Below are 21,707 nucleotides of genomic sequence, written 5' to 3' on the forward strand. Positions count from 1 at the left end.
ACACCTTCGCGCCAGATTTTCTCCGGAGTTTCAGTGAGGCAGTTGGATCAGCTTAACTCATCGAGAGCAAGGATCCAAATCCGTCAGGCGCTCAACCGTCCAACCTCGTGTCCCGGTCTCCCGGGTCGGTGTCCGTGTCGCTCTGACGGGTTAAAAGTTACGTCGCTCGCTGTGCGATGTCAAATCGCCTGGTCAGGAACGTTTTTCAACGGCTACGCGCTGCACTGCGCCACCGAGCTCCTGCAACTGCTCGACGAACCGGGGGTACCCGCGGTCGATGTGGAAGACGTCGTGCACCTCGGTGGTGCCATCGGCGACCAGCCCGGCCAGCACCAGCCCGGCGCCCGCCCTGATGTCCGAGGACCAGACCGGGGCGCTGGAGAGCCGCGGGATTCCGCGCACCACGGCGTGGTGACCGTCGGTCCTGGCGTCGGCGCCGAGCCGGATCATCTCCTCCACGAAGCGGAATCGTGCCTCGAAGATGTTCTCGGTGATCATCGAGGTGCCGTCGGCCACCGCGGCCAGGCCGATGGCCATGGGCTGCAGGTCGGTCGGGAAGCCGGGGAAGGGCAGCGTCGAGAAATTCACCGCGCGTGGACGTTCCGGCTGCACCACGCGGAAGCCGTTGGGCTCGAAGGAGATCCGCGAGCCCGCCGAGCGCAGCTTGTCCAGCACCAGGGAGAGGTGCTTGGGGTTCACCCCGGTCACCCGGACGTCGCCCTTGGTCATCGCGGCGGCGATGCCCCAGGTGGCGGCGACGATGCGGTCGCCGATCACCCGGTGCGTGGTCGGCGCGAGCCGCTTCACGCCCTGGATGGTGAGCACCGAGGTGCCCGCGCCGCTGATCCGCGCGCCCATCCGGCTGAGCATGGTGCAGAGGTCGACGATGTCCGGCTCGCGGGCGGCATTGTCGAGCACCGTCTCGCCCTCGGCGAGCACCGCTGCCATCAGGATGTTCTCGGTGGCGCCGACCGAGGGGAAGTCCAGCCGGATGCGGGCGCCCTGCAGCTCGTCGGCCCTGGCGACCACGCAGCCGTGCTCGATCTCGCTGGTCGCGCCGAGCAGCCGGAGCCCGGCCTGGTGCATGTCCAGCGGCCGGGAGCCGATGGCGTCGCCGCCCGGCAGCGCGACCACCGCCCGCTTGCACCGCGCCATGAGCGGCCCGAGCACGCACACCGAGGCGCGGAACTGGGTGACCGCCGGGAAGTCGGCGTGGTACTTGGGCTCGGCCGGCGTGTTGATGACCACCGACGAGCCCTCGATCGCCACCTCGCAGCCGAGGCCGCGGAGCACGTCGGCCATCAGCGGGACGTCGAGGATGTCCGGGATATTGGTAATGGTGGTGGTGCCCTCGGCGAGCAGGGCGGCTGCCATCAGTTTGAGAACGCTGTTCTTCGCGCCCCCCACCTCGACCTCGCCGACCAGGCGATTACCGCCCGTGACCAGAAACCGTTCCATGCCGCCTCTCCGCATTGTCGGCGCACCGTTGGATGCAAGGATAGTTGCGACGCGGGCCGCCGGTGGGCTCCACGCGCAGGTTGCCGGTATCCGGATCGACCCGGTGGGTCGGCTCAGGCGCCAAGGCCGTCCGCCGCGGTATCCGCCGCCGCCGGGTCGGCGGCTCCGGCCCCGCGGTCCCGGCCGCCGCCCGGCTGCCAGAGCACATCGCCGCCCGGGTTGGCGACCCTGGACAGGATGAAGAGCAAGTCCGAGAGCCGGTTGAGGTACTTGGCCGGAAGCACCGAGGTGTCGTCCGGGTGTGCCTCGATCGCGGCCCAGGCCGAGCGCTCGGCCCGGCGGGCGACGGTACGCGCGGTGTGCAGCAGCGCCGCGAGCGGGGTCCCGCCCGGCAGGATGAACGAATTCAGCGGCGCCAGTTCGGCATTGAACTCGTCACACCACCGCTCCAACCGCTCGATGTAGGGCTCGGTGATCCGCAGCGGCGGGTATTTCGGCTCGGCGACCACCGGGGTGGAGAGGTCGGCGCCTGCGTCGAAGAGGTCGTTCTGGATGCCGCGCAGCACCTCCGCGAGCTCCGGCGGCGGCGCCCCGAGCGCGAGCGCGACACCGAGCGCGGCATTGGTCTCGTCACAGTCGGCGTAGGCCGCGAGCCGCGGGTCGTTCTTGGAGACCCGGGAGAAATCGCTCAGCCCGGTGCTGCCGTCGTCGCCGGTGCGGGTGTAGATCCGGGTGAGGTGCACGTTCATGTCATCTGCCTTGCATGCGGCGGGAGCGGTCCGACGGGCGCGACTCCACCCAGGAGAGGAAGGCGGTGAGGGAGTTGCGGTCCAGCGCCAGCTCGAACTCGCCCTCCTTGTCCGCCACCGCGATCACCACGATGTCGTCGGTCATGATGTCGAACTCGTCACCGCGCGGGCCGCGGCGCTCGCCGATCTCGATGCCCAGCCGGGTGATCACCGAATCCGGCCCGAATTTCAGGCTGGTGAGTTTGTAGAAGACGAGGCGATCCTCGTCGTAGCGGATCAGCCCGTGCCGCCAGCGCTGGCCGCCGCGCGCGGGCAGCAAACGCAGCAGCGCGGCGGTTCCGCCGCGCCGCAACATGATCAGGCGATAGGTGGAGGCGAGGGCGAGACAGACGAGCAGCAGCACCAGAATGATCAACAGAATCATCCCGGTTCCCAATGCTGTGGTCCTCTCGCTCGCACCGCCGATTCGCGGGTCCCTCGTCGCCATTCAATCACGAGCCGGAAGTGCCGGAATCCCGGGTGGCCCGGCGGAAGCCGAACATCCCCTGCACAACCGCCGAAACGCCGCTGTCGGCGGCGAGAAGTTCTCGCCGCCGACAGTGGGCATATTCGCTGCGCGGGTCAGGCCTCGGCGTTGCGCTCGTAGGCGCGCACCCGGCCCTGTGCGATCCGCACCTCGTCCTCGGCGGCCGACGCGTCGGAGAGCACGCTGCGCGCGGCCTCCACGTCGACCTCGCCCGCGAGCTCGGCCGACTCGGCGAGCACGCGGACCGTGTTGGCGGTCACCGAGAAGAAGCCGCCGTGCACCGCCGCGACGATGCGCTCGCCCTCGGTGGGCACGATGCTCACGGTGCCGCCCTCGACCAGCTGGCCGAGCAGCGGCTCGTGGCCGGGCATGATGCCGATCTGGCCCTCGGTGGTCTGCGCACTGACGAAGGACGCCGTGCCGGACCAGAGCCTGCGCTCGACCGCGACCAGATCGACCGACATTTCAGCCATTGCCGCTACTTCCCGGCGATCCGCTTGGCGGCCGCCTCGACGTCGTCGAGCCCGCCGCAGGAGTTGAACGCCTGCTCCGGCAGGTGGTCGAACTCACCCTTGGTAACCCGCTCGAAGTCCTCGATGGTCTGCTCCAGCGGAACCACCGAGCCCGGCTGACCGGTGAACTTCTCGGCCACGATGAAGTTCTGGCCGAGGAACTTCTCCAGCCGGCGGGCGCGGCCGACGAGGACCTTGTCCTCCTCGGAGAGCTCGTCCATGCCGAGGATGGCGATGATGTCCTGCAGCTCCTTGTACTTCTGCAGGATCCGCTTCACCTCATTGGCCACCGCGAAGTGCCGCTCGCCCAGGATCGACGCCTCCAGGATCCGCGACGTCGAGGTCAGCGGGTCGACGGCGGGGTAGATGCCCTTCTGCGAGATCGGGCGGGAGAGCTCGGTCGTCGCGTCCAGGTGGGCGAAGGTGGTGGCAGGCGCGGGGTCGGTGTAGTCGTCCGCGGGGACGTAGATCGCCTGCAGCGAGGTGATCGAGCGGCCGCGGGTCGAGGTGATCCGCTCCTGCAGCTCGCCCATTTCGTCGGCCAGCGTCGGCTGGTAGCCGACCGCCGACGGCATGCGGCCGAGCAGGGTGGAGACCTCGGAGCCGGCCTGGGTGAAGCGGAAGATGTTGTCCACGAAGAGCAGCACGTCCTGGTGCTGCACGTCGCGGAAGTACTCCGCCATGGTCAGCGCTGAGAGCGCGACCCGCATGCGGGTGCCCGGCGGCTCGTCCATCTGGCCGAAGACGAGCGCGGTGTCCTGGAGGACGCCCATCTCCTCCATCTCCAGGCGGAGATCGGTGCCCTCGCGGGTGCGCTCGCCGACGCCGGCGAACACCGAGGTGCCGGAGAACTCGCGCGCGATACGGGTGATCATCTCCTGGATGAGCACGGTCTTGCCGACGCCCGCGCCGCCGAAGAGGCCGATCTTGCCGCCCTTCACGTACGGGGTCAGCAGGTCGATGACCTTGATGCCGGTTTCCAGGATCTCGGTCTTGCCCTCGAGCTGGTCGAAGCTCGGCGGCTTGCGGTGGATGCCCCACTGCTCGCCGTCCCGGCCGAGGCCGGGGCTGTCCAGGCACTCGCCGAGCGCGTTGAAGACGTGGCCCTTGACGATGTCACCGACCGGCACCGAGATCGGCTTGCCGGAGTCGGTCACGGTGGTGCCGCGGACCAGGCCGTCGGTCGGCTCCATCGAGATGGTGCGCACGATGTTGTCGCCGAGGTGCTGCGCGACCTCGAGCGTGAGCGTCTTGGCCACCGCGGTCAGGGTGATCTCGGCGTTCAGCGCGTTGAAGAGCTCGGGGATCGCGCCGCGCGGGAACTCGACGTCCACGACGGGGCCGATGACCCGGACGACGCGGCCTGCGGCCGCACCGGTCCGGCTCGTGTTGTCTTGGGTGACAGCTGCGGTCATTGGTTGGTTCTCTTCCTGATGTCGATGTGCTCAGTCGCGGTCCGAGCTGGCCGCCAGGGCGTTCACGCCGCCGACGATCTCGCTGATTTCCTGCGTGATCTGGGCCTGACGCACCGAGTTCGCCTGCCGGGACAGGACGCTCGCCAGTTCGTTGGCATTGTCGGTGGCGGCCTTCATTGCGGTGCGCCGAGCCGCTGACTCGGATGCCGCTGCGTCGAGCAACGACGCGTAGATACGCGTGTTCACGTACTTCGGCAGCAGCGCCGCCAGCAGTACGTCGGCGTCGGGCTCGAACTCGTACTGCGCCGTCACCTGGTCGGCGTTCGGCGAGTCGCTCAGGCTGTCCTCGCCCATCTCGATGTGCTCGTCGACGAAGCTCACCTGGATCGGCGCCAGCCTGCGGACCTCGGGGGTCTGCGTCAGCATGGAGACGAACCGGGTGTACACGATGTGCAGCTCGTCGACGCCATCGATGTCGCCGGTGCCGTCCGGCGCGGGAACGGTGCCCGCCGAACCGGCCATGAAGGCCTCCACCAGGTGCCTGCACGCGGGCGAGGCATCGGTGTACTTCGGCTGCTGCGAGAACCCGGTCCAGAACGCGACCACCGGGCGGTTGCGGAAGGTGTAGTACGTCAGGCCCTTGTTGCCCATGACGTACAGCACCGGCTCCTTGCCCTCGCCGCGCAGCGTGGTGATGAGTTCCTCGGCGCGCTTGAGCACGTTCGAGTTGTAGCCACCGGCCATGCCGCTGTCGCTGGTCACGACCAGGATGGCGGCGCGGCGCGGGTTCTCCCGCTCGGTGAGCAGCGGGTGCGTCAGGTTCTTCGACGCGCTCGCCAGCTCGCCGAGCACCTTGGTGATCTCCTCGGCGTACGGCTTGGCCGCGGCGACCCGCGCCTGCGCCTTGGAGATGCGCGAGGTCGCGATCAGCTCCTGGGCCTTGGTGATCTTCTTGATCGAGTTCACGCCACGGATGCGGGAGCGCAGTTCACGCAAGCTCGGCATCGCTGATCACACTCCCTTCGTTCGGCGTGGTCGGGCTGCCCGTCACTTGTCGATCGTCTTGCGGGTGACCGACAGCGACTCGACCTCTTCGTGCCCGAGCTCGCCCGCGTCGGCCTCGTTCACCACGCGGCTGCCGTCGGAGGCGAGGAAGCCCTGCTTGAAGTTGTCGGTCGCGGCCTTGATGGCGTCGGCGGCGTCGCCCTGCAGCACCTTGCCGCCTGCGATCGACTCGAACGCCTCGGGCGCGCTGCTGTGCAGGTCGGCCAGCAGATCCCGGGTGAAGCGGCGGACGTCCGCCACCGGCACCGAGTCGTAGTAGCCGGCGTCGACCAGGTAGATCGAGACGATCTGGTCCTCGACCGCGACCGGGGTGTACTGGTCCTGCTTGAGCAGCTCGGTCCAGCGCGCACCGCGCTCCAGCTGGGCCAGCGAGGCGGCGTCCAGGTCGGAGGCGAAGGCGGAGAACGCCTCCAGCTCGCGGTACTGGGCCATCTCCAGGCGCAGCGAGCCCGCGACCTTCTTCATGCCCTTGGTCTGGGCCGCGCCACCGACGCGGGAGACCGAGGTGCCGACGTTGATCGCGGGGCGGACGCCCTTGTTGAACAGGTCGGACTCCAGGAAGACCTGGCCGTCGGTGATCGAGATGACGTTGGTCGGGATGAAGGCCGAGATGTCGTTGGCCTTGGTCTCGATGATCGGGAGACCGGTCATCGAGCCCGCGCCCATCTCGTCGGAGAGCTTGGCGCAGCGCTCCAGCAGCCGGGAGTGCAGGTAGAAGACGTCGCCCGGGTACGCCTCGCGGCCCGGCGGGCGGCGCAGCAGCAGCGAGATGGCGCGGTAGGCCTCGGCCTGCTTGGTCAGGTCGTCGAAGACGATCAGGACGTGCTTGCCCTGGTACATCCAGTGCTGGCCGATGGCCGAGCCGGTGTACGGGGCCAGCCACTTGAAGCCGGCCGAGTCGGAGGCGGGGGCCGCCACGATGGTGGTGTACTCCAGCGCGCCGTGCTCCTCGAGGGCGGTCTTCACGCCCGCGATGGTGGAGCCCTTCTGGCCGATCGCGACGTAGATGCAGCGGACCTGCTTGGCCGGGTCGCCGGTCTCCCAGTTCGCCTTCTGGTTCAGGATGGCGTCGATCGCGACCGCGGTCTTGCCGGTCTTGCGGTCGCCGATGATCAGCTGGCGCTGGCCGCGGCCGATGGCGGTCAGGGCATCGATGGCGGTGATGCCGGTGGCCAGCGGCTCCTCGACCGGCTGGCGCTCCAGCACGGACGCCGCCTGCAACTCCAGCACGCGCTGCTCGTCGGACTCGATGTCGCCGAGGCCGTCGATGGGCTGGCCGAGCGGGTTGACCACGCGGCCGAGGAACTTGTCGCCGACCGGGACCGAGAGCACGTTGCCGGTGCGCCGGACCTGCTGGCCCTCCTCGATGTTCGCGTACTCACCGAGGATGACCGCACCGATCTCGCGGTCCTCCAGGTTCAGCGCCACGCCGAGCACGCCGCCGGGGAACTCGAGCAGCTCGTTCGACATCGCCGAGGGCAGGCCGCTGACATGCGCGATGCCGTCGCTGGTGTCGGTGACGACACCTACTTCTTCGATGGAGGTCTCGGGGGTGTAGCTCTGGGTGTAGCTCTCGATCGCGCTACGGATCTCGTCGGTGGAGATCGTCAGCTCCGCCATGTTCTTCCTGCTCTCGCTGTCTCGAATGTCGGGGGGTGGGCGCGCCCTGAACCGGCTAGGCCAGCGCCCGGCGCAGCCGCTCCAGTCGGCCGGTGGCACTGCCGTCGATCACGTCGTCGCCGATGCGCACGGTCAGGCCGCTCAGCAAGCTCCGGTCGACCTCGACGTGCACCGTGACCGGCTTGCCGTAGATGCGCTGCAGCGAACCGGCGAGCCGGTCGCGCTGCTGCTCGGTCAGCTCGACCGCCGCGCGCACGTGGGCGACGATCTGCTCGCGACGCGCCGCCGCCAGCGACGACAGGTCGTCGAAGGCCGCGCCGAGCGATCCGCGCTGCCGGGAGACCACCTGCTCCGCGAGGGTCAGGGTGATGCTCTCGGTCTTGCCGGAGAGCAGCCGGTCGAGCAGCGCGCGCTTGCCATCGGCGGGCTTGCTCCGGTCGGAGAGTGCCTGCTCCAGCTCCGGGTTGTCGGCGATGATCCGGCCGAGCCGGAACAGCTCGTCCTCGACCGCGTCCAGCCGGGAACTGTCCGACGCGGAGGCGAGCAACGCCTCCTGGCCGAGCAGGACCAGGGTGTCGATCAGGTCGGAGGTGCGCGACCAGTGCTGGGCGACGGCGGTGGTCAGCACCGCGAGGGTGGCGGGGCTGACCTTGCCGCCGAAGACCCGCTCGCTGAGCTCGGCCCGCGCCGAGCCCGGCACCGACACGTCCGCGAGCGCCACACGCAGCGAACGCTGGTCGTCCAGCACGGAGACAACGGCGAACAGTTCCGACCCCGTGGTGGCGGCTGCGCTGTCGCTTCCGGTCAGAGCGGCCCGAAGCGCCTCCCGGGACCGGGAGCTGGCCTCTCGGCTCGCTGCGTACATGCTTCTCACTTTCGCGTCGCTACCTTCCGACCCCGATGCCGGCATCCGACTGGTCGAGCTCGTTCAGGAACCGGTCGATCGAGGCGGCCTGCTTGGCCTCGTCCGACACCGACTGACCGATGATCTTCTCGGCCAAGTCGACGGCGGTCCGGCCGACCTCGGAGCGCAGCTCGGTGAGGATCTGCTGGCGCTGGGCCTCCAGCTGGGCGTGACCGGAGGCGACGATGCGGTCGCTCTCGGCCTGGGCTTCCGCGCGCAGCTGCGCGAGGATCTGCTGACCCTGGGTGCGCGCCTCCTCGCGGATGCGCGCGGCGTCGGTGCGGGCGTCGGTCAGCTGCTGCTGGTACTGCTGCAGCGTCTGCTTGGCCTCTTCCTGCGCGGCCTCGGCGCGCGCGATGCCGCCCTCGATCTTGTCCGAGCGCTCGTCGAGCACCTTGGTCAGGCGCGGGATCACGTACTTGTAGAAGACGAACCCGATGATGACGACGCAGACGATCGACCAGACGATGTCGTAGGTCTCGGGGAGGAGCGGATTCACATCCTCGCCCTCGGTCGCTGCGAATACGGCGTAGGCATTCATCGGAATCAGAAGATGAAGCCGGCGACGAGGCCGATCAGGGCCAGCGCCTCGGTGAACGCGATGCCGAGGAACATGTTGGTCCGAATGGTGCCCTGCAGCTCGGGCTGGCGGGCGATGCCCTCGATCGCCTTACCGACGACAATGCCGACGCCGATGCCCGGGCCGATGGCGGCCAGACCGTAACCGACGGCGCCGAGTCCGCTGATCGTCGATTCGGTGTTGGTGGCAGCTTCCTGGGCCAGGTACGAGAGGCTCATGAGTCTTCCATTCCCTTTCTGTTGCTCACCCGCCGGTCGGCTGGGTGCAGCAGGTATGCGGTATGCGGTATGCGGTCAGTGAGAGTCGGCGTGCTGCGCGAGGCTGATGTACACCGCGGTCAGCAGCGCGAACACGTAGGCCTGCAGGAAGACGACCAGCAGCTCGAACAGGGTGAACCCGATTCCCGCGAGCAGCGAGAAGGGCGAGAACACCTTCATCCACGCCGTGGCGTCGAACAGGAAGTACCAGGTGGCGCTGAAGAAGAGCACCAGCATGATGTGCCCGGCCAGCATGTTGGCCATGAGCCGGACGGTGAGCGTGAACGGCCGCAGGATGAACGTCGAGACGAATTCGATCGGAATCAGCAGCAGGTGCAGCGCGGGCGGGACGTTCGGCACCACGATGCTGCTCCGCATGTACTTCAGGAAGCCGTACTTCTTGATGCCCACGTAGTTGAAGGTGATGTACGCGATCGCGGCCAGCACCAGCGGCATTCCGATGCGGGCGTTCGAGGAGATGTTCAGCCCCGGGATGATGCCGGAGAAGTTCAGGAAGAGAACCGTGAAGAAGATGGTCGCGATGAGCGGCAGGAATCGGCGGCCGGTTTCCTTCCCGAGCACTTCGTCGGCGATCTGCTCCTTCACGAAGACCACCGCGGTCTCGCCGATATTCTGCAGGCCACGCGGCACCAGCCGCGGGCTGCGGAAGGCCAGCAGGAAGAACGCGACCAGCACCGCCGTCATCAGCAGCCGGACGAGCATCAAACGATCGAGTTCGAACGGGGTTCCCTCGAACAGCAGCGCCGGAGGGAAGAAGTCGGTTAGCGATGGCGCGTGGAATTCCGCGGCCAAAGTGGTGACGCTCAGCGTTCTCTCCCGTGTTCGGGCCGCGGGTTCTCTCGTATCCGCGGTTCGATCGGACATTGACGATCAGGGTGGTCGACTCAGGTCGGCGCGAGGTCGTCAGCAGCTGGGCGGGATTCCGCGTTGGCGTCTGTACGTGTGTCGGCGACATTCGTCGACATGCAGAACCGAGGCCTCCCGGCCCGGTACGGCAGTAAGCATAGCGTCCGGTTCGGGACCTTTCGGATCCACCCGCGCGGCCGCTTGCTTACTCTTACTTTACCAAGTTGTCTACGACAGTGTGTAGGTGGGGCGTATTCAGCTTTGACCAGCGGTTTCGCTGGCGTTTTCGGTCGGTGGATCGACGTACGGGACCTTCTGGCTGAGCACGCCGTAGGTCTCGGCGCCGAGCACGATGAGCAATGCGGCGACCACGGTCAAGAACAGCGCGACCGGGTCGAAGAAATCGAAACGGCGCAGCACGCCGACCACGACAAGGGCGAGCAGCAGCTTCCCGGCCCAGCTCGCCAGGATCACCAGCTGGGCGGTGCTCGGCGCCAGCTTGCCGGTGAAGAGCACCATGGCCGCGGTGGCGAGGATGAAGCCGCCGCCGATGGCCGAGCCGAGCAGGGCGCCCCAGAGCCCCGCGGTGCCTGCCACCGCGGTGGCCAGCGCCACCGAGGCCACCAGCAGTACGCCGAGGCCGATCACCCCGTACCGCAGCGCGGCGCGCATCGGCGCGTCGGGACCTGATTCGGTGCGGGGCGCGGAAGTCACGGGGGCGACTCTACCGAAGGCGGTTCAGTGCTCGGTCCGCTGGCGCTGCCTGACCCCGGGCACGGCCGTCACGACCAGCGCGAACACCAGCCCGCCCGCCATCAGCAGCACCACGAGGCGGCGGTCCATCAGGGAGGTGCCGACGGCGCCGAAGGCGAGCACGCCGACCCACAGGTAGATGAGCAGCACGACGCGCCGGTGCGAGTGGCCGATCTGCAGCAACCGGTGGTGCAGGTGCATCTTGTCCGGGGTGGAGAAACTGACCCCGGCGCGCACCCGGCGCACGATGGCGAGCAGCAGGTCCAGCACCGGGATGAACATCACCGCGCCGACCAGCAGCAGCGGCGAGAGCAGGCCGACGAAGTCGCGCGGGCCGTACCCGGTGAGCGGGATCCGGCCGGAGGCGCCGGTGGAGACGGCGGCCAGCATGAGCCCGATCAGCATGGAGCCGGAGTCGCCCATGAAGATCCGAGCGGGCTGGAAATTGTGCGGAAGGAAGCCGAGACAGCCACCGGCCAGTGCCGCCGCGAGCAGCGCGGGCGGGTAGGTGTTCACGTCGCCGCCCTGCTCGTAGAGCAGCCCGACGGAGAAGACGAAGACCGCAACGGCGCAGATCAGCCCGAGCCCGGCGGCGAGGCCGTCCAGCCCGTCCACGAAGTTCATGGCGTTGATCAGGGTGACGCTGACCGCGACGGTGACCAGCCCGCCCTGCAGCGCGTCCAGCACCACGGTGGTGTTGCCGAACGGGTTGTAGACGACGTACCAGCTCAGCCCCATCACGGCCATCACCCCCGCGGCGGTGACCTGACCCGCGAACTTCGTCAGCGCGTCCAGCCCCCAGCGGTCGTCCACGATGCCGACGGCGACGATGATGGTCGCCGCGACCAGCACCGCGGGGATGTCGGGGGCGTAATCGAAACCGCGGCGCAGCGCGGGCAATTGATGCGCGAAGAGCACCGCGGCGACGACGCCGACGTACATGCCGACGCCGCCCATCCGCGGGATCGGCTTGACGTGCACGTCGCGGTCGCGCGGGACGGCGACCGCGCCGAAGGCGATCGCCAGCACCCGGATGCCGCCGGTGGCCAGGAAGGTGACGGTGGCGGAGACGAGCAGCACGAGCACGAGCTCGCGCAGGGGGACAACAGCGCCCGAACCGATCATCGGTGAGATCGAACCCCCGGCTACCGGGAGACGGGGCTGCTCAGCGCCTCCGGCGACATGCCGAGCACCTCGGCGATATCGGCCGCGGAGACGGCGCCCTCGCGCAGCACGCGCGGCTGGTCGGCGGTCAGGTCGACGATGGTGGAGGCCACCGCGTGCTCGGCCGGGCCGCCGTCCAGGTACACCCCGACCAGCTCGCCGAGCTGCTCGCGGGCCTGCGCGGCGGTGGTGGCCGGCGGCTGCCCGGAGACGTTCGCGCTGGAGACCGCGAGCGGCCCGACCTCGCGCAGCAACTCCAGCGCCACCGGGTGCAGCGGCATCCGCAGCATGACGGTGCCACGGGTGTCGCCGAGATCCCAGGCCAGCGAGGGCGCCTGCTCCACCACCAGGCTGAGCCCGCCCGGCCAGAATGCCTGGATCAGCTCACGAGCCTGCGGGCGGACCGAGAAGACCAGGCCGTCGATGGTGTTCCAGGAGCCCACCAGCACCGGCACCGGCATGTCGCGCCCGCGCCGCTTGGCGGCGAGCAGCGCGGCGACGGCCGAGGAGTCGAAGGCGTCGGCGGCGAGGCCGTAGAGCGTGTCGGTCGGCAGCACCACCAGGCGGCCGGATTTCAGCGCGCTGGTGGCGGCGGTCAGTCCGGCCGCGCGCGAATCGGGATCCGCGCAGTCGTAGACGGTACTCACGGGCCCCATCCTGTCACGCGGGGTTCGCCCGGCTCAGCCACGGGTGGCGGTGACGAAGCGGGGGCGGTCCGCGAGGTCGCGGTGCTCGGTGGTCGCGGTGTACCCGGCGGCGGTGAAGAGCCGCGCGACCTGGGCGCCGTGCGAGTCGTCGTGCTCGACGCCGGCCGGGGCGCCTGCGCGGAGCAGGCGGGTGATGCTGGGCAGCATGGCCCGGATGACGTCCAGGCCGTCGGCGCCGCCGAACAGCGCCTGCGGTGGATCGTGTTCGGCCACTTCGGGATCGAGCTCGGCGGCGGCCGGGACGTAGGGCGGGTTGGCGACCAGGAGGTCGACGCGGCCGTTCAGCTCGGCGAGGGTGTCGGCGGCGGTGACATCGCCCGCGTACAGGGTGATCGGCGTGTCGCCCGCGGCGGCGCGGGCGTCGGCGTTGCGCCGGGCCCAGGTGAGCGCGGCGGGGTCCAGCTCGACGGCGTGCACGGCGGCGTCCGGGCGGGCGTTGGCGATGGCGAGCGCGAGCGCTCCCGAGCCGGTGCAGAGGTCGACGACGAGCGGGGCGTGCACGGACTCCAGGTGGGCGAGGGCCCAGGCGAAGAGGAGTTCGGTCTCCGGGCGCGGGACGAAGACGCCGGGGCCGACGGCCAGGTCTATCCGGCCCATCGGTGCGGTGCCGGTGAGGTGTTGCAGCGGAATGCGCCGCGCACGCTGTTCGACCAGCGCGCGGTAACGCTCGACCTGCTCGGGTTCGAGCAGCGGGGCGAGCAGCAGCCGGGAGCGCTCGACCTCGAGCACGTGCGCGGCCAACTGCTCGGCATCCGCGCGCGGGCTCGGCACACCGGTGTCGGCGAGGCGCTCAGCAGCGGCCTGGATCTCGGGGCGGAGGGGAAGGCGGCTCACGGCGTCACTCTGCCGCACCCCGGCTCGACACCCCTAAACCGGGGCGGCACCTGGGGCGAGGGGCGCGCCCGTCGGGGGCCACGACCCCGCCGAGGCCGCGCCCAGCCCCGAGGGAGCGCGCCGCACCTCGACAGGCGCGCCTCCGGCGCAAGAGCCGCGCCCGTCACAAGGGGCGGCACCTCGGCGCGAGCAGTCACGCCGCGTCGCGAGGGACGCTGCCGCGCGGAGCGCGACAGGCCCGCGGCGCCGCGGTTACTCCGCCGCCATGCGCGCTTCGCGATCCGCCTTCCCGAGGGCGTCCAGGACGGCGTCCAGCTCCCCGTCGAGGACGGCGTCCAGATTGTGCGCCTTGAAGCCGATGCGGTGATCGGTGATCCGGTTCTCCGGGAAGTTGTAGGTGCGGATCCGCTCGGAGCGGTCGACCGTGCGGATCTGCGCCGCCCGCCCGGCGGCGGATTCCTGCTCCGCCTGCTCCTCGGCCAGCGCCTGCAGCCGGGCCGCCAGCACCTGCATGGCCCGCGCCTTGTTCTGCAGCTGCGAGCGCTCGTTCTGGCAGGTCACCACGATGCCGGTGGGCAGGTGGGTGAGGCGGACCGCGGAGTCGGTGGTGTTGACGCCCTGGCCGCCCTTGCCGGACGAGCGGTAGACGTCGACCCGCAGGTCGGACTCGTCGATCTGCACCTGCTCGACCTCGTCCGGCTCCGGGTAGATCAGCACCCCGGCGGCCGAGGTGTGGATCCGGCCCTGCGACTCGGTGACCGGCACCCGCTGCACCCGGTGCACCCCGCCCTCGAACTTGAGCCGCGACCACACGCCGTCGCGTGCCGGGTCGCGGCTCTTGATGGAGAGCGTGGCGTCCTTGTATCCGCCCAGGTCGGACGGGGTGGCATCGAGCATCTCGACCCGCCAGCCGTGCCGCTCGGCGTAGCGCAGGTACATCCGGGCCAGGTCGGAGGCGAAGAGCGCGGACTCCTCGCCGCCCTCCCCCGACTTGAGTTCGAGCACCACGTCGTCGCCGTCGTGCGGGTCGCGCGGGGCGAGCAGGTCGGCGAGGGTGCGCTCCAGCTCCTCCACCTGGGCGCGCAGCTCGGGCACCTCGGCGGCGAAGGAGGCGTCGTCGGCGGCCAGCTCCTCGGCGGCCGCGAGGTCGTCGCGGGTGGCGGCCAGCTTGCGGTAGGTGCTCATGACCGGCGCCAGCTCGGCGAAGCGCTTGCCGACCCGGCGGGCGGCGCCCGGGTCGCTGTGCAGCGCCGGATCGGCGAGCTGCGTCTCCAGCCCCGCGTGCTCGGCCAGGATGTCGTCGATCGCGGACGGTTGCGTCACGGTGCTTCCTTCGTCGGTTCGGGTGCCCACAAAGCACCGACGCCCGGCCTGCTCGCGCAGGACCGGGCGTCGGCGGGAACGCTACTTGGCGTCGGCGTCGGCCTTCTTGCCTGCGCGCTTGCCGTAGCGGGCCTCGAAGCGGGCCACGCGACCACCGGTGTCGAGGATCTTCTGCTTGCCGGTGTAGAAGGGGTGGCACTGCGAGCAGACCTCGACGGTGATCTGCCCCGACTCCTTGGTGCTCTTGGTCTGGAAGGTGTTACCGCAACCGCAGACGACGGTGGTGTCGACGTAGGTGGGGTGGATTCCTGCCTTCATGGGTGTCCTCTCGAAATGGTCGCCGGGTCGCCCACTGGCGTGGACGTGAACCGGAACCGACTAGGCGGGAGCCCTGCTCGAGCGAGCAGGCGCAACAGCCGTTCAGTATGCCAGAGCAGCCGTTACGCTCCCAAAACGCCTCCGCTCGGCAGTTCATTCCCGCCGGTCGGGTAGTGCGCTACTCGGGACTTCGGCGCGAGCCGGGGCCTACGGTCGAACGGCGACGTCAGCCGCCGACACCGAAGGAGGGGCCGTGACCGTACGTGGTGCTGCCCTCGTTCTCTCGCTGCTCGCCGTCCTCGCCGCCGCAGGCGCGCTGCTGCCCCGCCCGCCCGCGGCGCCCGGCACGGCCCTTGTCACCACCGCCGCGGACTCGCCGGGCGCCGCCGCAGGGGCGGGCCACCCGGCCGCGCTGATCATCGGGTTCCTCATCGTCGGCGCCGCCCTCGTCGGTGCGCTCTTCTTCGCCCCGCTGCCCGCGGACCGCGGTCGGAGGGGGCGGAATGTGGCAGTGCTACGCGGCAGGACAGCGGACGCGTTGCTTGAACACTGCCTGCACCTCCGCGAATTTTTCCACGGAAGCGAACACCGAGCCGATCCGATTTTCGCAGGGGCTTGTTGACCGTCGAATATCCCTGCGCTGTCGAACTTCCTCGGACGGGCGGTGTGAAGCGGCGCGGCGGGCCGGGGTCCGGCCCGCCGCGTGCGCTCATTCGTCCAGCGCCCCCGGCGCGGTCTTGGAGACCTGCATCAGGAATTCCAGGTTGTTCTTGCTCTTCTTCAGCCGGTCGATCAGCAGATCGATCGCCTGGTGCGAGTCCAGGCCGGAGAGTACGCGACGCAGCTTGTGCAGCACCGCGGCCTCGTCCGGGCTGAGGAACAGGTCTTCCTTCCTGGTACCGGACGGATTCACGTCCACGGCCGGGAACACCCGCCGCTCCGCGATCTTGCGGTCGAGCTTGAGGTCGGCGTTACCCGTTCCCTTGAACTCTTCGAAGATCACCGTGTCGCCGGTGGAACCGGTCTCGACCATCGCGGTGGCGATGATGGTCAGCGAGCCGCCGTTTTCGATGTTCCGAGCCGCGCCGAGGAATCGCTTCGGCGGGTACAGCGCGGTCGAGTCGATACCGCCGGAGAGGATGCGGCCCGACGCCGGCGAGGAGTTGTTGTACGCCCGCCCGAGCCGGGTGATCGAATCGAGCAGGACGACGACGTCCTTGCCCATCTCGACCAGCCGCTTCGCCCGCTCGATGGCGAGCTCGGCAACCGAGGTGTGATCCCCCGGCGGCCGGTCGAACGTGGAGGCGATCACCTCGCCGCGCACCGTGCGCTGCATGTCGGTGACCTCTTCCGGACGCTCGTCGACCAGGACCACCATGAGGTAGCACTCCGGGTTGTTGGTCGCGATCGCATTGGCGATGTCCTGCATGATCGTGGTCTTGCCCGCCTTCGGCGGCGACACGATGAGCGCGCGCTGGCCCTTGCCGATCGGCATGATCAGGTCGATCACGCGGGTGGTCAGCTTGTTCGGCTGGGTCTCCAGCCGGAGCCGCTGGTTCGGGTAGAGCGGGGTCAGCTTGCCGAACTCGGGGCGGCGCTTGGCCGCGTCGACGTCGCCGCCGTTGACGGTGTCCAGCCGGACCAGCGGGTCGAACTTCTGCCGCTGGTTGCCCTGCTCGCCGTCGCGCGGGGCGCGCACCGCGCCGGTGATGGCGTCACCGCGGCGCAGGCCGTTCTTGCGCACCAGGTTCATCGAGACGTAGACGTCGTTCGGCCCGGCCAGGTACCCGGAGGTGCGGACGAAGGCGTAGTTGTCCAGCACGTCCAGGATCCCTGCGACCGGCTGCAGCACGTCGTCGTCGCGGAGCTCCGGCTCGCGGGCGTCGCCGACGCCGGTGCCGCCGTCGCGGTCACGGCCGCGCCGCCGCTCGCGGAAGCGCCTGCCGCGCCTGCCGCCGCGGCCCTCGTCGTCGTCGCCGCCGCGGCTGTCGTTGCCGCGATCGCCGCCACGGTTGTCGCCGCCGCGATCATTGCCGCGGTTGTCACCGCCACGGTTGTCGTTGCGGCCGTTCTGGCCCTGGTTGCGCTGCCTGCGCTCGCCCTGGTCGCCGTCGGAATCGCCGCTGTTGCCGCGGGGATCGCCCTGCGCGTCGCCGCCGGAGCGGGCCTGGTCGCGGCCGCGCCGCTGCCTGCCGCGGCCGCGCTGGCCGCTATCCCGGCCGGAGTCGTCACCGGAGTTGTCGCCGTCGGCGTTCCTGGCGTCGGAGCCGTCGCCATTGCGGTTGGCGTCGTTCCGGTTGGCGTCGCTCCTGGGAGCGTCGTTCCCCTGCGCGTCGTTCTTGGGGGCGTCGCCCCGCGACGCGTCGTTCCTGGGGGCGTCGCCCCGCGGCGCGTCGGTCTTCCCGGCGTCCGCCGCGGGCGCGGTGTTCCCCGCCGCCGCGCTCGGCGCGGGCTCGCCCTGCGCCGCCTTCGGCGCGGCATCCCGCGGCGCGTCCGTGGCGGGCGCGGCCTGGGCCGGGGCGACATCGAGCGTCGCCTGCACGGCCTTGGCGGCGCGGCTCCGGCGCGGCTCCGCGGGCGCCTCGGCCTCCGTCTTCTCGGACTTGGCCGGCTTCTCGCCGCGGGCGGGCTTCTCGGCCTTCGGCGCCGGAGCGGAGCCACCGGCCTGATTCGCCTTGATGGCGGCGATCAGATCCCCCTTGCGCATGCCTGAGGTGCCTCGGATACCGAGCTCCCCGGCCAGCGCGCGCAACTGCGGCAACAACATTCCAGTCAGCCCCGATCGTGCGACGTCGGTGTTCTCGCTCAATGTCTGCCCGGAGTCACTTTCGCGGCCGCCCGGGGAACGTGGGTTGGATTCCACCCCGGGTGTCGCGAGCAGGTCCGTATCTGTCACGGAAATCCTTTCCTTCCCTCGAGTGCCGTGTGCTGATTCGAGGGTCCGTTCCGCAGCCCGGGCACTGTGCCGAGCCGGGATTGTGCCGTATCGCCTGCCCGCCGGACCGGCGGCTCGATCATCGGGGGCGCCACCGATGGTGAAAGGTGGGAGAGATCATTCCAGTTGCAGCGGCTGCGCAGCACCTCCATGGAGTGGAGGTTCGAGGCCGGAGCCCGCTGGAGCGATTGCCCTGATGAAGCACCGGCGTCTGATGCGCACGATGTACGGACATCACCAGGATAGCTGGCCGGTGTGAAACTCGGCAAGACGGACTCGCCGTCAGCCGGCCAGCACTCCCTCGGCTATGCCCGGCTCCAGCACCCGCAGCCCGTCGGCAGCCGCGAGCTCGCGCAGTTCCTCGGGGAATCCGCTGGTCGTGAGGGCAAGGACGGTGGGGCCCGCGCCGGAGACGGTCGCCGCGATCCCGGCCTCCCGCAACCGCGCGATCCAGGCCGTCGTGAGCGGGAGCGCCGGCGCCCGCTGCCCCTGGTGCAGCCGGTCCGCGGTGGCGGGCAGCAGCAGGTCGGGGCGCTGAGTGAGCGCGACGACGGCGAGCGCCGCCCTGCTCACATTGAAGGCGGCGTCGCCGTGCGGCACCGTCTCGGGCAGCAGCCCGCGGGTGTGCGCGGTGGACGAGCGCTCCTGCGGGATGAGCACCACCGGGCGCAGCGTGGCGTGCGGCTCCAGCCGCACCGCGCGGTACGTCCGCGCGGCCGCCCCGACCTCGGCCGATTCCGTCCAGGAGACCACGATGCCGCCGAGCACGCTGGCCGCGGCATTGTCCGGGTGGCCCTCGAACTCCGAGGCCAGCTGCACCAGCCGGTCCGGGCTCACCGCGAGGGCCGGGTCGAACCGGGCCGCCAGCGCGCACCCCGCCGCCAGCCCGCCGACCACCGCGGAGGCCGAGGAGCCGAGGCCGCGGGAGTGCGGAATGGCATTGCGGCACACCACGTCGAGGCCGTCCGCCCAGACCCCGGCCGCCGCCAGCCCGCGCTCGATCGCGCGGACGACGAGATGCGAAGGGCCCCACGGCACGTCATCGGCGCCCTCGCCCTCGACCCGGACGCTCAGCCCGGTAGCCGTTGTGCGCACCTCGATCTCGTCGTAGATGCCGAGCGCCATGCCGAGCGAGTCGAAGCCGGGGCCGAGGTTGGCGGTGGAGGCCGGTACCCGGGCGGTCGCCGTGAGCTCGGCGGGCAGGGCTCCGGTCAGCACCTGGCTGTCGCGCGGGGTCACGGTCAGGCCAGCTCGAGTTCGGCCGCGACCCGGATCGGGTCGACCGGGATGGCCTGCACCTCCGGCATGCCGGAGAGCGCGGTGTCCGGGTCCTTGAGGCCGTTGCCGGTGACCGTGCAGACCACGGTGAGCCCCGGCTCCAGCCAGCCCTCGGCGCGGGCCGCGAGCAGCCCGGCGACGCCGGCCGCGGAGGCGGGCTCGACGAAGACGCCCTCGTGCGCCGCCACCAGCCGGTACGCCGCCAGGATCTCGTCGTCGGTGGCGGCCCTGAACGCGCCGCCGGACTGCTCCTTGGCCTCCACCGCGCTGTTCCAGGAGGCGGGCGCGCCGATCCGGATGGCGGTGGCGATGGTCTCCGGGTCCTGCACCGGGGCACCGTGGACCAGCGGCGCCGCGCCGGCGGCCTGCACGCCGAGCATGCGCGGCAGCCCGGCGGTGACGCCGTCGGCGTAGTACTCCCGGTACCCGCGCCAGTAGGCGGTGATATTGCCCGCGTTGCCGACCGGGAGCGCGTGCACGTCGGGTGCCCGGCCGAGCACGTCGCAGATCTCGAAGGCGGCGGTCTTCTGCCCCTCGATCCGCGCCGGGTTCACCGAGTTCACCAGCCCGACCTCGGGGAACTCCGAGGTCACCTTGCGGGCCAGCTCCAGGCAGTCGTCGAAGTTGCCCTGCACCTGGATGATCTTCGCGCCGAGCATGACGGCCTGGGCCAGCTTGCCCATGGCGATCTTGCCCTGCGGGATCAGCACCGCGCAGTGCAGCCCGGCCCTGGTGGCGTAGGCGGCGGCCGAGGCGGAGGTATTGCCGGTGGAGGCGCAGAGCACCGCCCGCTGCCCGCGGTACTTGGCATCGGTCATGGCCATGGTCATGCCGCGGTCCTTGAACGAGCCGGTCGGGTTGGCGCCCTCGACCTTCAGGTACACCTCGCACCCGGTGAGCTCGGAGAGGTGCGGAGCGGGCACCAGCGGGGTGCCGCCCTCCAGCAGGGTGACCGGCTCCCAGTCGGCCGCGCCCGCGAGCCGGTCGCGGTAGGCGGCGATCAGGCCGGGCCAGCGGGAGTGCACCCCTGCCTGCGGCGCGACGCCAGTCGTACTCATTCCTCGGTGCCTTCCAATCTCAGGACGCTGGTGACTGATGTGACGGATTCCATCTCCGCGAGTGCGGCGACGGTATCCGCGAGCGCCGACTCCACCGCGTGGTGGGTGACGACGACCAGGCGCGCGCCCTCGCCGTGCCCGCCCTGACGGACCGTCGAGATGCTCACCCCGTGCGCGGCGAATTCGCCCGCGACCTTCTCCAGGACCCCCGGCCGGTCTTCGACCTGCAGGTTCACGTGGTATCGGGTCGGCGTGTCGCCGATCGGCGCGATCGGTAGCTCAGCATAAACCGATTCGCCGGGCGCGCGACCGCCGTAGAACTTGTTCCTGGCCGCCATGACCAGGTCGCCGAGCACCGCCGACGCGGTCGGCGCGCCGCCCGCGCCCTGGCCGTAGAACATCAGCCGCCCCGCGGCCTCGGCCTCGACCACTACCGCGTTGAAGGCGCCGCTCACGGTGGCCAGCGGGTGCTTGCGCGGGATGAGCGCCGGGTAGACCCGCACCGAGACCCGCTCCTTGCCGCCGTCGGCGGGCGCGGGCTCGCCCGGCGCCTCCGGCACCCGCTCGCAGATGGCAAGCAGTTTGACGGTGCAGTGCACCGCGGAGGCGGTCTCCAGATCCTCGGCGGTGATCCGGGAGATGCCCTCCCGATACACGTCCGCGGCGGTGACCCGGGTGTGGAAGGCGAGCGTGGCCAGGATGGCGGCCTTGGCCGCGGCGTCGTACCCCTCGACGTCCGCGGTCGGGTCGGCCTCGGCGTAGCCGAGCCGGGTGGCCTCGGCCAGCGTGGCCGAGTAGTCGGCGCCGGTCTCGTCCATGGCGGAGAGGATGAAGTTGGTGGTGCCGTTCACGATGCCGACCACGCGGTTCACCCGGTCGCCCGCGAGCGACTGGATGAGCGGCCGCACCACCGGGATGGCGCCCGCCACCGCGGCCTCGAAGTAGAGGTCGGCGCGGCTGCGCTCGGCGGCGGCGGCGAGTTCGCCGGTGTAGTCGGCGAGCAGCGCCTTGTTCGCGGTGACCACCGACTTGCCCGCGTTCAGCGCGGCCAGGATGAGCCGGCGCGGCGGGTCGATTCCGCCGATCACCTCGACCACCACGTCCACGTCGTCCCGCCCGACCAGCTCGTCGGGGTCGGTGGTGAGCAGCTCCGCGGGGATACCGCGGTCCCTGGTGCTGCGCACCGCGACGCCGCGCAGCACCACCGGCGCGCCGACCCTGGCGCGCAGGTCGTCGGCGTGGTCGCGCAGGATGCGCACCACCTCCGTGCCGACATTGCCCATACCGAGCACGGCCACCCCGATCGGCCGATCGGGCCCCCACCCACCCTGCGGGACTCCGGTCATGCTTCCACCTCCGTATTGATGCGCCGGGCACCCCGCGC

22 protein-coding genes are annotated in these 21,707 nt (G+C 70.5%); 1 reads left to right on the plus strand and 21 read right to left on the minus strand.

Going from position 1 to position 21,707, the window contains the following annotated elements:
- Nucleotides 1-192: 192 nt before the first annotated feature.
- The 17 genes from murA to rpmE form a co-directional block, all read right to left on the minus strand.
- On the minus strand, nucleotides 193-1,458 hold the full coding sequence (murA, locus tag NH2_RS00005) for a UDP-N-acetylglucosamine 1-carboxyvinyltransferase (RefSeq protein ID WP_067646190.1): 1,266 nt from the start codon (nucleotides 1,456-1,458) through the stop codon (nucleotides 193-195).
- Between the two features lie 113 nt (nucleotides 1,459-1,571).
- Nucleotides 1,572-2,207 carry a cob(I)yrinic acid a,c-diamide adenosyltransferase gene (locus NH2_RS00010; protein WP_084505094.1) on the minus strand — a complete coding sequence of 212 codons (636 nt, stop codon included), beginning with the start codon at nucleotides 2,205-2,207 and terminating at the stop codon, nucleotides 1,572-1,574.
- Nucleotide 2,208: 1 nt separating this feature from the next.
- Nucleotides 2,209-2,631: a DUF2550 domain-containing protein gene (locus NH2_RS00015; RefSeq protein ID WP_067646193.1), complete on the minus strand. Its 423-nt coding sequence runs from the start codon at nucleotides 2,629-2,631 to the stop codon at nucleotides 2,209-2,211.
- A 197-nt stretch (nucleotides 2,632-2,828) separates the two neighbouring features.
- Nucleotides 2,829-3,206, minus strand: coding sequence for a F0F1 ATP synthase subunit epsilon (locus tag NH2_RS00020; protein ID WP_067646196.1), 378 nt, complete (start codon nucleotides 3,204-3,206; stop codon nucleotides 2,829-2,831).
- A 5-nt stretch (nucleotides 3,207-3,211) separates the two neighbouring features.
- Entirely contained in the window at nucleotides 3,212-4,660 is a 1,449-nt protein-coding gene (gene atpD / locus NH2_RS00025) for a F0F1 ATP synthase subunit beta (protein ID WP_067646199.1), read from the minus strand.
- A gap of 30 nt (nucleotides 4,661-4,690) precedes the next feature.
- Nucleotides 4,691-5,665, minus strand: coding sequence for a F0F1 ATP synthase subunit gamma (locus tag NH2_RS00030; RefSeq protein ID WP_067646202.1), 975 nt, complete (start codon nucleotides 5,663-5,665; stop codon nucleotides 4,691-4,693).
- Between the two features lie 42 nt (nucleotides 5,666-5,707).
- Entirely contained in the window at nucleotides 5,708-7,345 is a 1,638-nt protein-coding gene (gene atpA, locus NH2_RS00035; RefSeq protein ID WP_067646205.1) for a F0F1 ATP synthase subunit alpha, read from the minus strand.
- A gap of 55 nt (nucleotides 7,346-7,400) precedes the next feature.
- Entirely contained in the window at nucleotides 7,401-8,210 is an 810-nt protein-coding gene (locus NH2_RS00040; RefSeq protein ID WP_067646208.1) for a F0F1 ATP synthase subunit delta, read from the minus strand.
- A 19-nt stretch (nucleotides 8,211-8,229) separates the two neighbouring features.
- The gene (locus NH2_RS00045; RefSeq protein WP_067646211.1) at nucleotides 8,230-8,790 is read right to left on the minus strand and encodes a F0F1 ATP synthase subunit B; all 561 of its coding nucleotides are present in this window, start codon (nucleotides 8,788-8,790) and stop codon (nucleotides 8,230-8,232) included.
- Nucleotides 8,791-8,795: 5 nt separating this feature from the next.
- A complete protein-coding gene (locus tag NH2_RS00050) occupies nucleotides 8,796-9,047 on the minus strand; it encodes an ATP synthase F0 subunit C (protein ID WP_067646214.1) in 252 nt (83 codons plus the stop codon).
- A 75-nt stretch (nucleotides 9,048-9,122) separates the two neighbouring features.
- Nucleotides 9,123-9,971, minus strand: coding sequence for a F0F1 ATP synthase subunit A (atpB, locus tag NH2_RS00055; RefSeq protein ID WP_084505095.1), 849 nt, complete (start codon nucleotides 9,969-9,971; stop codon nucleotides 9,123-9,125).
- A gap of 237 nt (nucleotides 9,972-10,208) precedes the next feature.
- Nucleotides 10,209-10,625 carry a Cg1360 family ATP-synthase-associated protein gene (locus NH2_RS00060; protein WP_169811437.1) on the minus strand — a complete coding sequence of 139 codons (417 nt, stop codon included), beginning with the start codon at nucleotides 10,623-10,625 and terminating at the stop codon, nucleotides 10,209-10,211.
- A 66-nt stretch (nucleotides 10,626-10,691) separates the two neighbouring features.
- Nucleotides 10,692-11,831, minus strand: a complete 1,140-nt coding sequence (locus tag NH2_RS00065) for an MraY family glycosyltransferase (RefSeq protein ID WP_067646221.1) — start codon at nucleotides 11,829-11,831, stop codon at nucleotides 10,692-10,694.
- A gap of 20 nt (nucleotides 11,832-11,851) precedes the next feature.
- The gene (locus NH2_RS00070) at nucleotides 11,852-12,517 is read right to left on the minus strand and encodes an L-threonylcarbamoyladenylate synthase (protein WP_067646224.1); all 666 of its coding nucleotides are present in this window, start codon (nucleotides 12,515-12,517) and stop codon (nucleotides 11,852-11,854) included.
- A 33-nt stretch (nucleotides 12,518-12,550) separates the two neighbouring features.
- The gene (gene prmC, locus NH2_RS00075; RefSeq protein WP_067647525.1) at nucleotides 12,551-13,411 is read right to left on the minus strand and encodes a peptide chain release factor N(5)-glutamine methyltransferase; all 861 of its coding nucleotides are present in this window, start codon (nucleotides 13,409-13,411) and stop codon (nucleotides 12,551-12,553) included.
- A 252-nt stretch (nucleotides 13,412-13,663) separates the two neighbouring features.
- A complete protein-coding gene (gene prfA / locus NH2_RS00080) occupies nucleotides 13,664-14,734 on the minus strand; it encodes a peptide chain release factor 1 (protein ID WP_067646227.1) in 1,071 nt (356 codons plus the stop codon).
- Nucleotides 14,735-14,815: 81 nt separating this feature from the next.
- Entirely contained in the window at nucleotides 14,816-15,052 is a 237-nt protein-coding gene (gene rpmE, locus NH2_RS00085; protein ID WP_067646230.1) for a 50S ribosomal protein L31, read from the minus strand.
- Between the two features lie 253 nt (nucleotides 15,053-15,305).
- On the opposite strand from rpmE, the gene NH2_RS29135 reads away from it, so the two are divergent.
- A complete protein-coding gene (locus NH2_RS29135) occupies nucleotides 15,306-15,674 on the plus strand; it encodes a hypothetical protein (protein WP_067646233.1) in 369 nt (122 codons plus the stop codon).
- Nucleotides 15,675-15,761: 87 nt separating this feature from the next.
- Here the strand turns inward: NH2_RS29135 and rho are convergent, their stop codons facing one another.
- The 4 genes from rho to NH2_RS00110 form a co-directional block, all read right to left on the minus strand.
- Nucleotides 15,762-17,819, minus strand: a complete 2,058-nt coding sequence (rho, locus tag NH2_RS00095) for a transcription termination factor Rho (RefSeq protein ID WP_218021645.1) — start codon at nucleotides 17,817-17,819, stop codon at nucleotides 15,762-15,764.
- Nucleotides 17,820-18,269: 450 nt separating this feature from the next.
- Nucleotides 18,270-19,202, minus strand: coding sequence for a homoserine kinase (gene thrB / locus NH2_RS00100; RefSeq protein ID WP_067647528.1), 933 nt, complete (start codon nucleotides 19,200-19,202; stop codon nucleotides 18,270-18,272).
- A 26-nt stretch (nucleotides 19,203-19,228) separates the two neighbouring features.
- Nucleotides 19,229-20,323, minus strand: a complete 1,095-nt coding sequence (thrC, locus tag NH2_RS00105; RefSeq protein WP_067646238.1) for a threonine synthase — start codon at nucleotides 20,321-20,323, stop codon at nucleotides 19,229-19,231.
- The gene (locus NH2_RS00110) at nucleotides 20,320-21,669 is read right to left on the minus strand and encodes a homoserine dehydrogenase (RefSeq protein WP_067646241.1); all 1,350 of its coding nucleotides are present in this window, start codon (nucleotides 21,667-21,669) and stop codon (nucleotides 20,320-20,322) included. Before NH2_RS00110 ends, thrC begins: the two co-directional genes overlap by 4 nt.
- Between the last annotated feature and the right edge of the window lie 38 nt (nucleotides 21,670-21,707).

Source organism: Nocardia harenae NBRC 108248 (assembly GCF_001612885.1).
Classification (GTDB): domain Bacteria; phylum Actinomycetota; class Actinomycetes; order Mycobacteriales; family Mycobacteriaceae; genus Nocardia; species Nocardia harenae.

Bases quoted from the DNA above. Each gene is read 5' to 3' on its own strand.
- murA (WP_067646190.1), bottom strand. From the start codon at position 1,458: ATGGAACGGTTTCTGGTCACGGGCGGTAATCGCCTGGTCGGCGAGGTC.
- NH2_RS00010 (WP_084505094.1), bottom strand. From the start codon at position 2,207: ATGAACGTGCACCTCACCCGGATCTACACCCGCACCGGCGACGACGGC.
- NH2_RS00015 (WP_067646193.1), bottom strand. From the start codon at position 2,631: ATGATTCTGTTGATCATTCTGGTGCTGCTGCTCGTCTGTCTCGCCCTC.
- NH2_RS00020 (WP_067646196.1), bottom strand. From the start codon at position 3,206: ATGGCTGAAATGTCGGTCGATCTGGTCGCGGTCGAGCGCAGGCTCTGG.
- atpD (WP_067646199.1), bottom strand. From the start codon at position 4,660: ATGACCGCAGCTGTCACCCAAGACAACACGAGCCGGACCGGTGCGGCC.
- NH2_RS00030 (WP_067646202.1), bottom strand. From the start codon at position 5,665: ATGCCGAGCTTGCGTGAACTGCGCTCCCGCATCCGTGGCGTGAACTCG.
- atpA (WP_067646205.1), bottom strand. From the start codon at position 7,345: ATGGCGGAGCTGACGATCTCCACCGACGAGATCCGTAGCGCGATCGAG.
- NH2_RS00040 (WP_067646208.1), bottom strand. From the start codon at position 8,210: ATGTACGCAGCGAGCCGAGAGGCCAGCTCCCGGTCCCGGGAGGCGCTT.
- NH2_RS00045 (WP_067646211.1), bottom strand. From the start codon at position 8,790: ATGAATGCCTACGCCGTATTCGCAGCGACCGAGGGCGAGGATGTGAAT.
- NH2_RS00050 (WP_067646214.1), bottom strand. From the start codon at position 9,047: ATGAGCCTCTCGTACCTGGCCCAGGAAGCTGCCACCAACACCGAATCG.
- atpB (WP_084505095.1), bottom strand. From the start codon at position 9,971: ATGTCCGATCGAACCGCGGATACGAGAGAACCCGCGGCCCGAACACGG.
- NH2_RS00060 (WP_169811437.1), bottom strand. From the start codon at position 10,625: ATGCGCGCCGCGCTGCGGTACGGGGTGATCGGCCTCGGCGTACTGCTG.
- NH2_RS00065 (WP_067646221.1), bottom strand. From the start codon at position 11,831: ATGATCGGTTCGGGCGCTGTTGTCCCCCTGCGCGAGCTCGTGCTCGTG.
- rpmE (WP_067646230.1), bottom strand. From the start codon at position 15,052: ATGAAGGCAGGAATCCACCCCACCTACGTCGACACCACCGTCGTCTGC.
- rho (WP_218021645.1), bottom strand. From the start codon at position 17,819: ATGTTGTTGCCGCAGTTGCGCGCGCTGGCCGGGGAGCTCGGTATCCGA.
- thrC (WP_067646238.1), bottom strand. From the start codon at position 20,323: ATGAGTACGACTGGCGTCGCGCCGCAGGCAGGGGTGCACTCCCGCTGG.
- NH2_RS00110 (WP_067646241.1), bottom strand. From the start codon at position 21,669: ATGACCGGAGTCCCGCAGGGTGGGTGGGGGCCCGATCGGCCGATCGGG.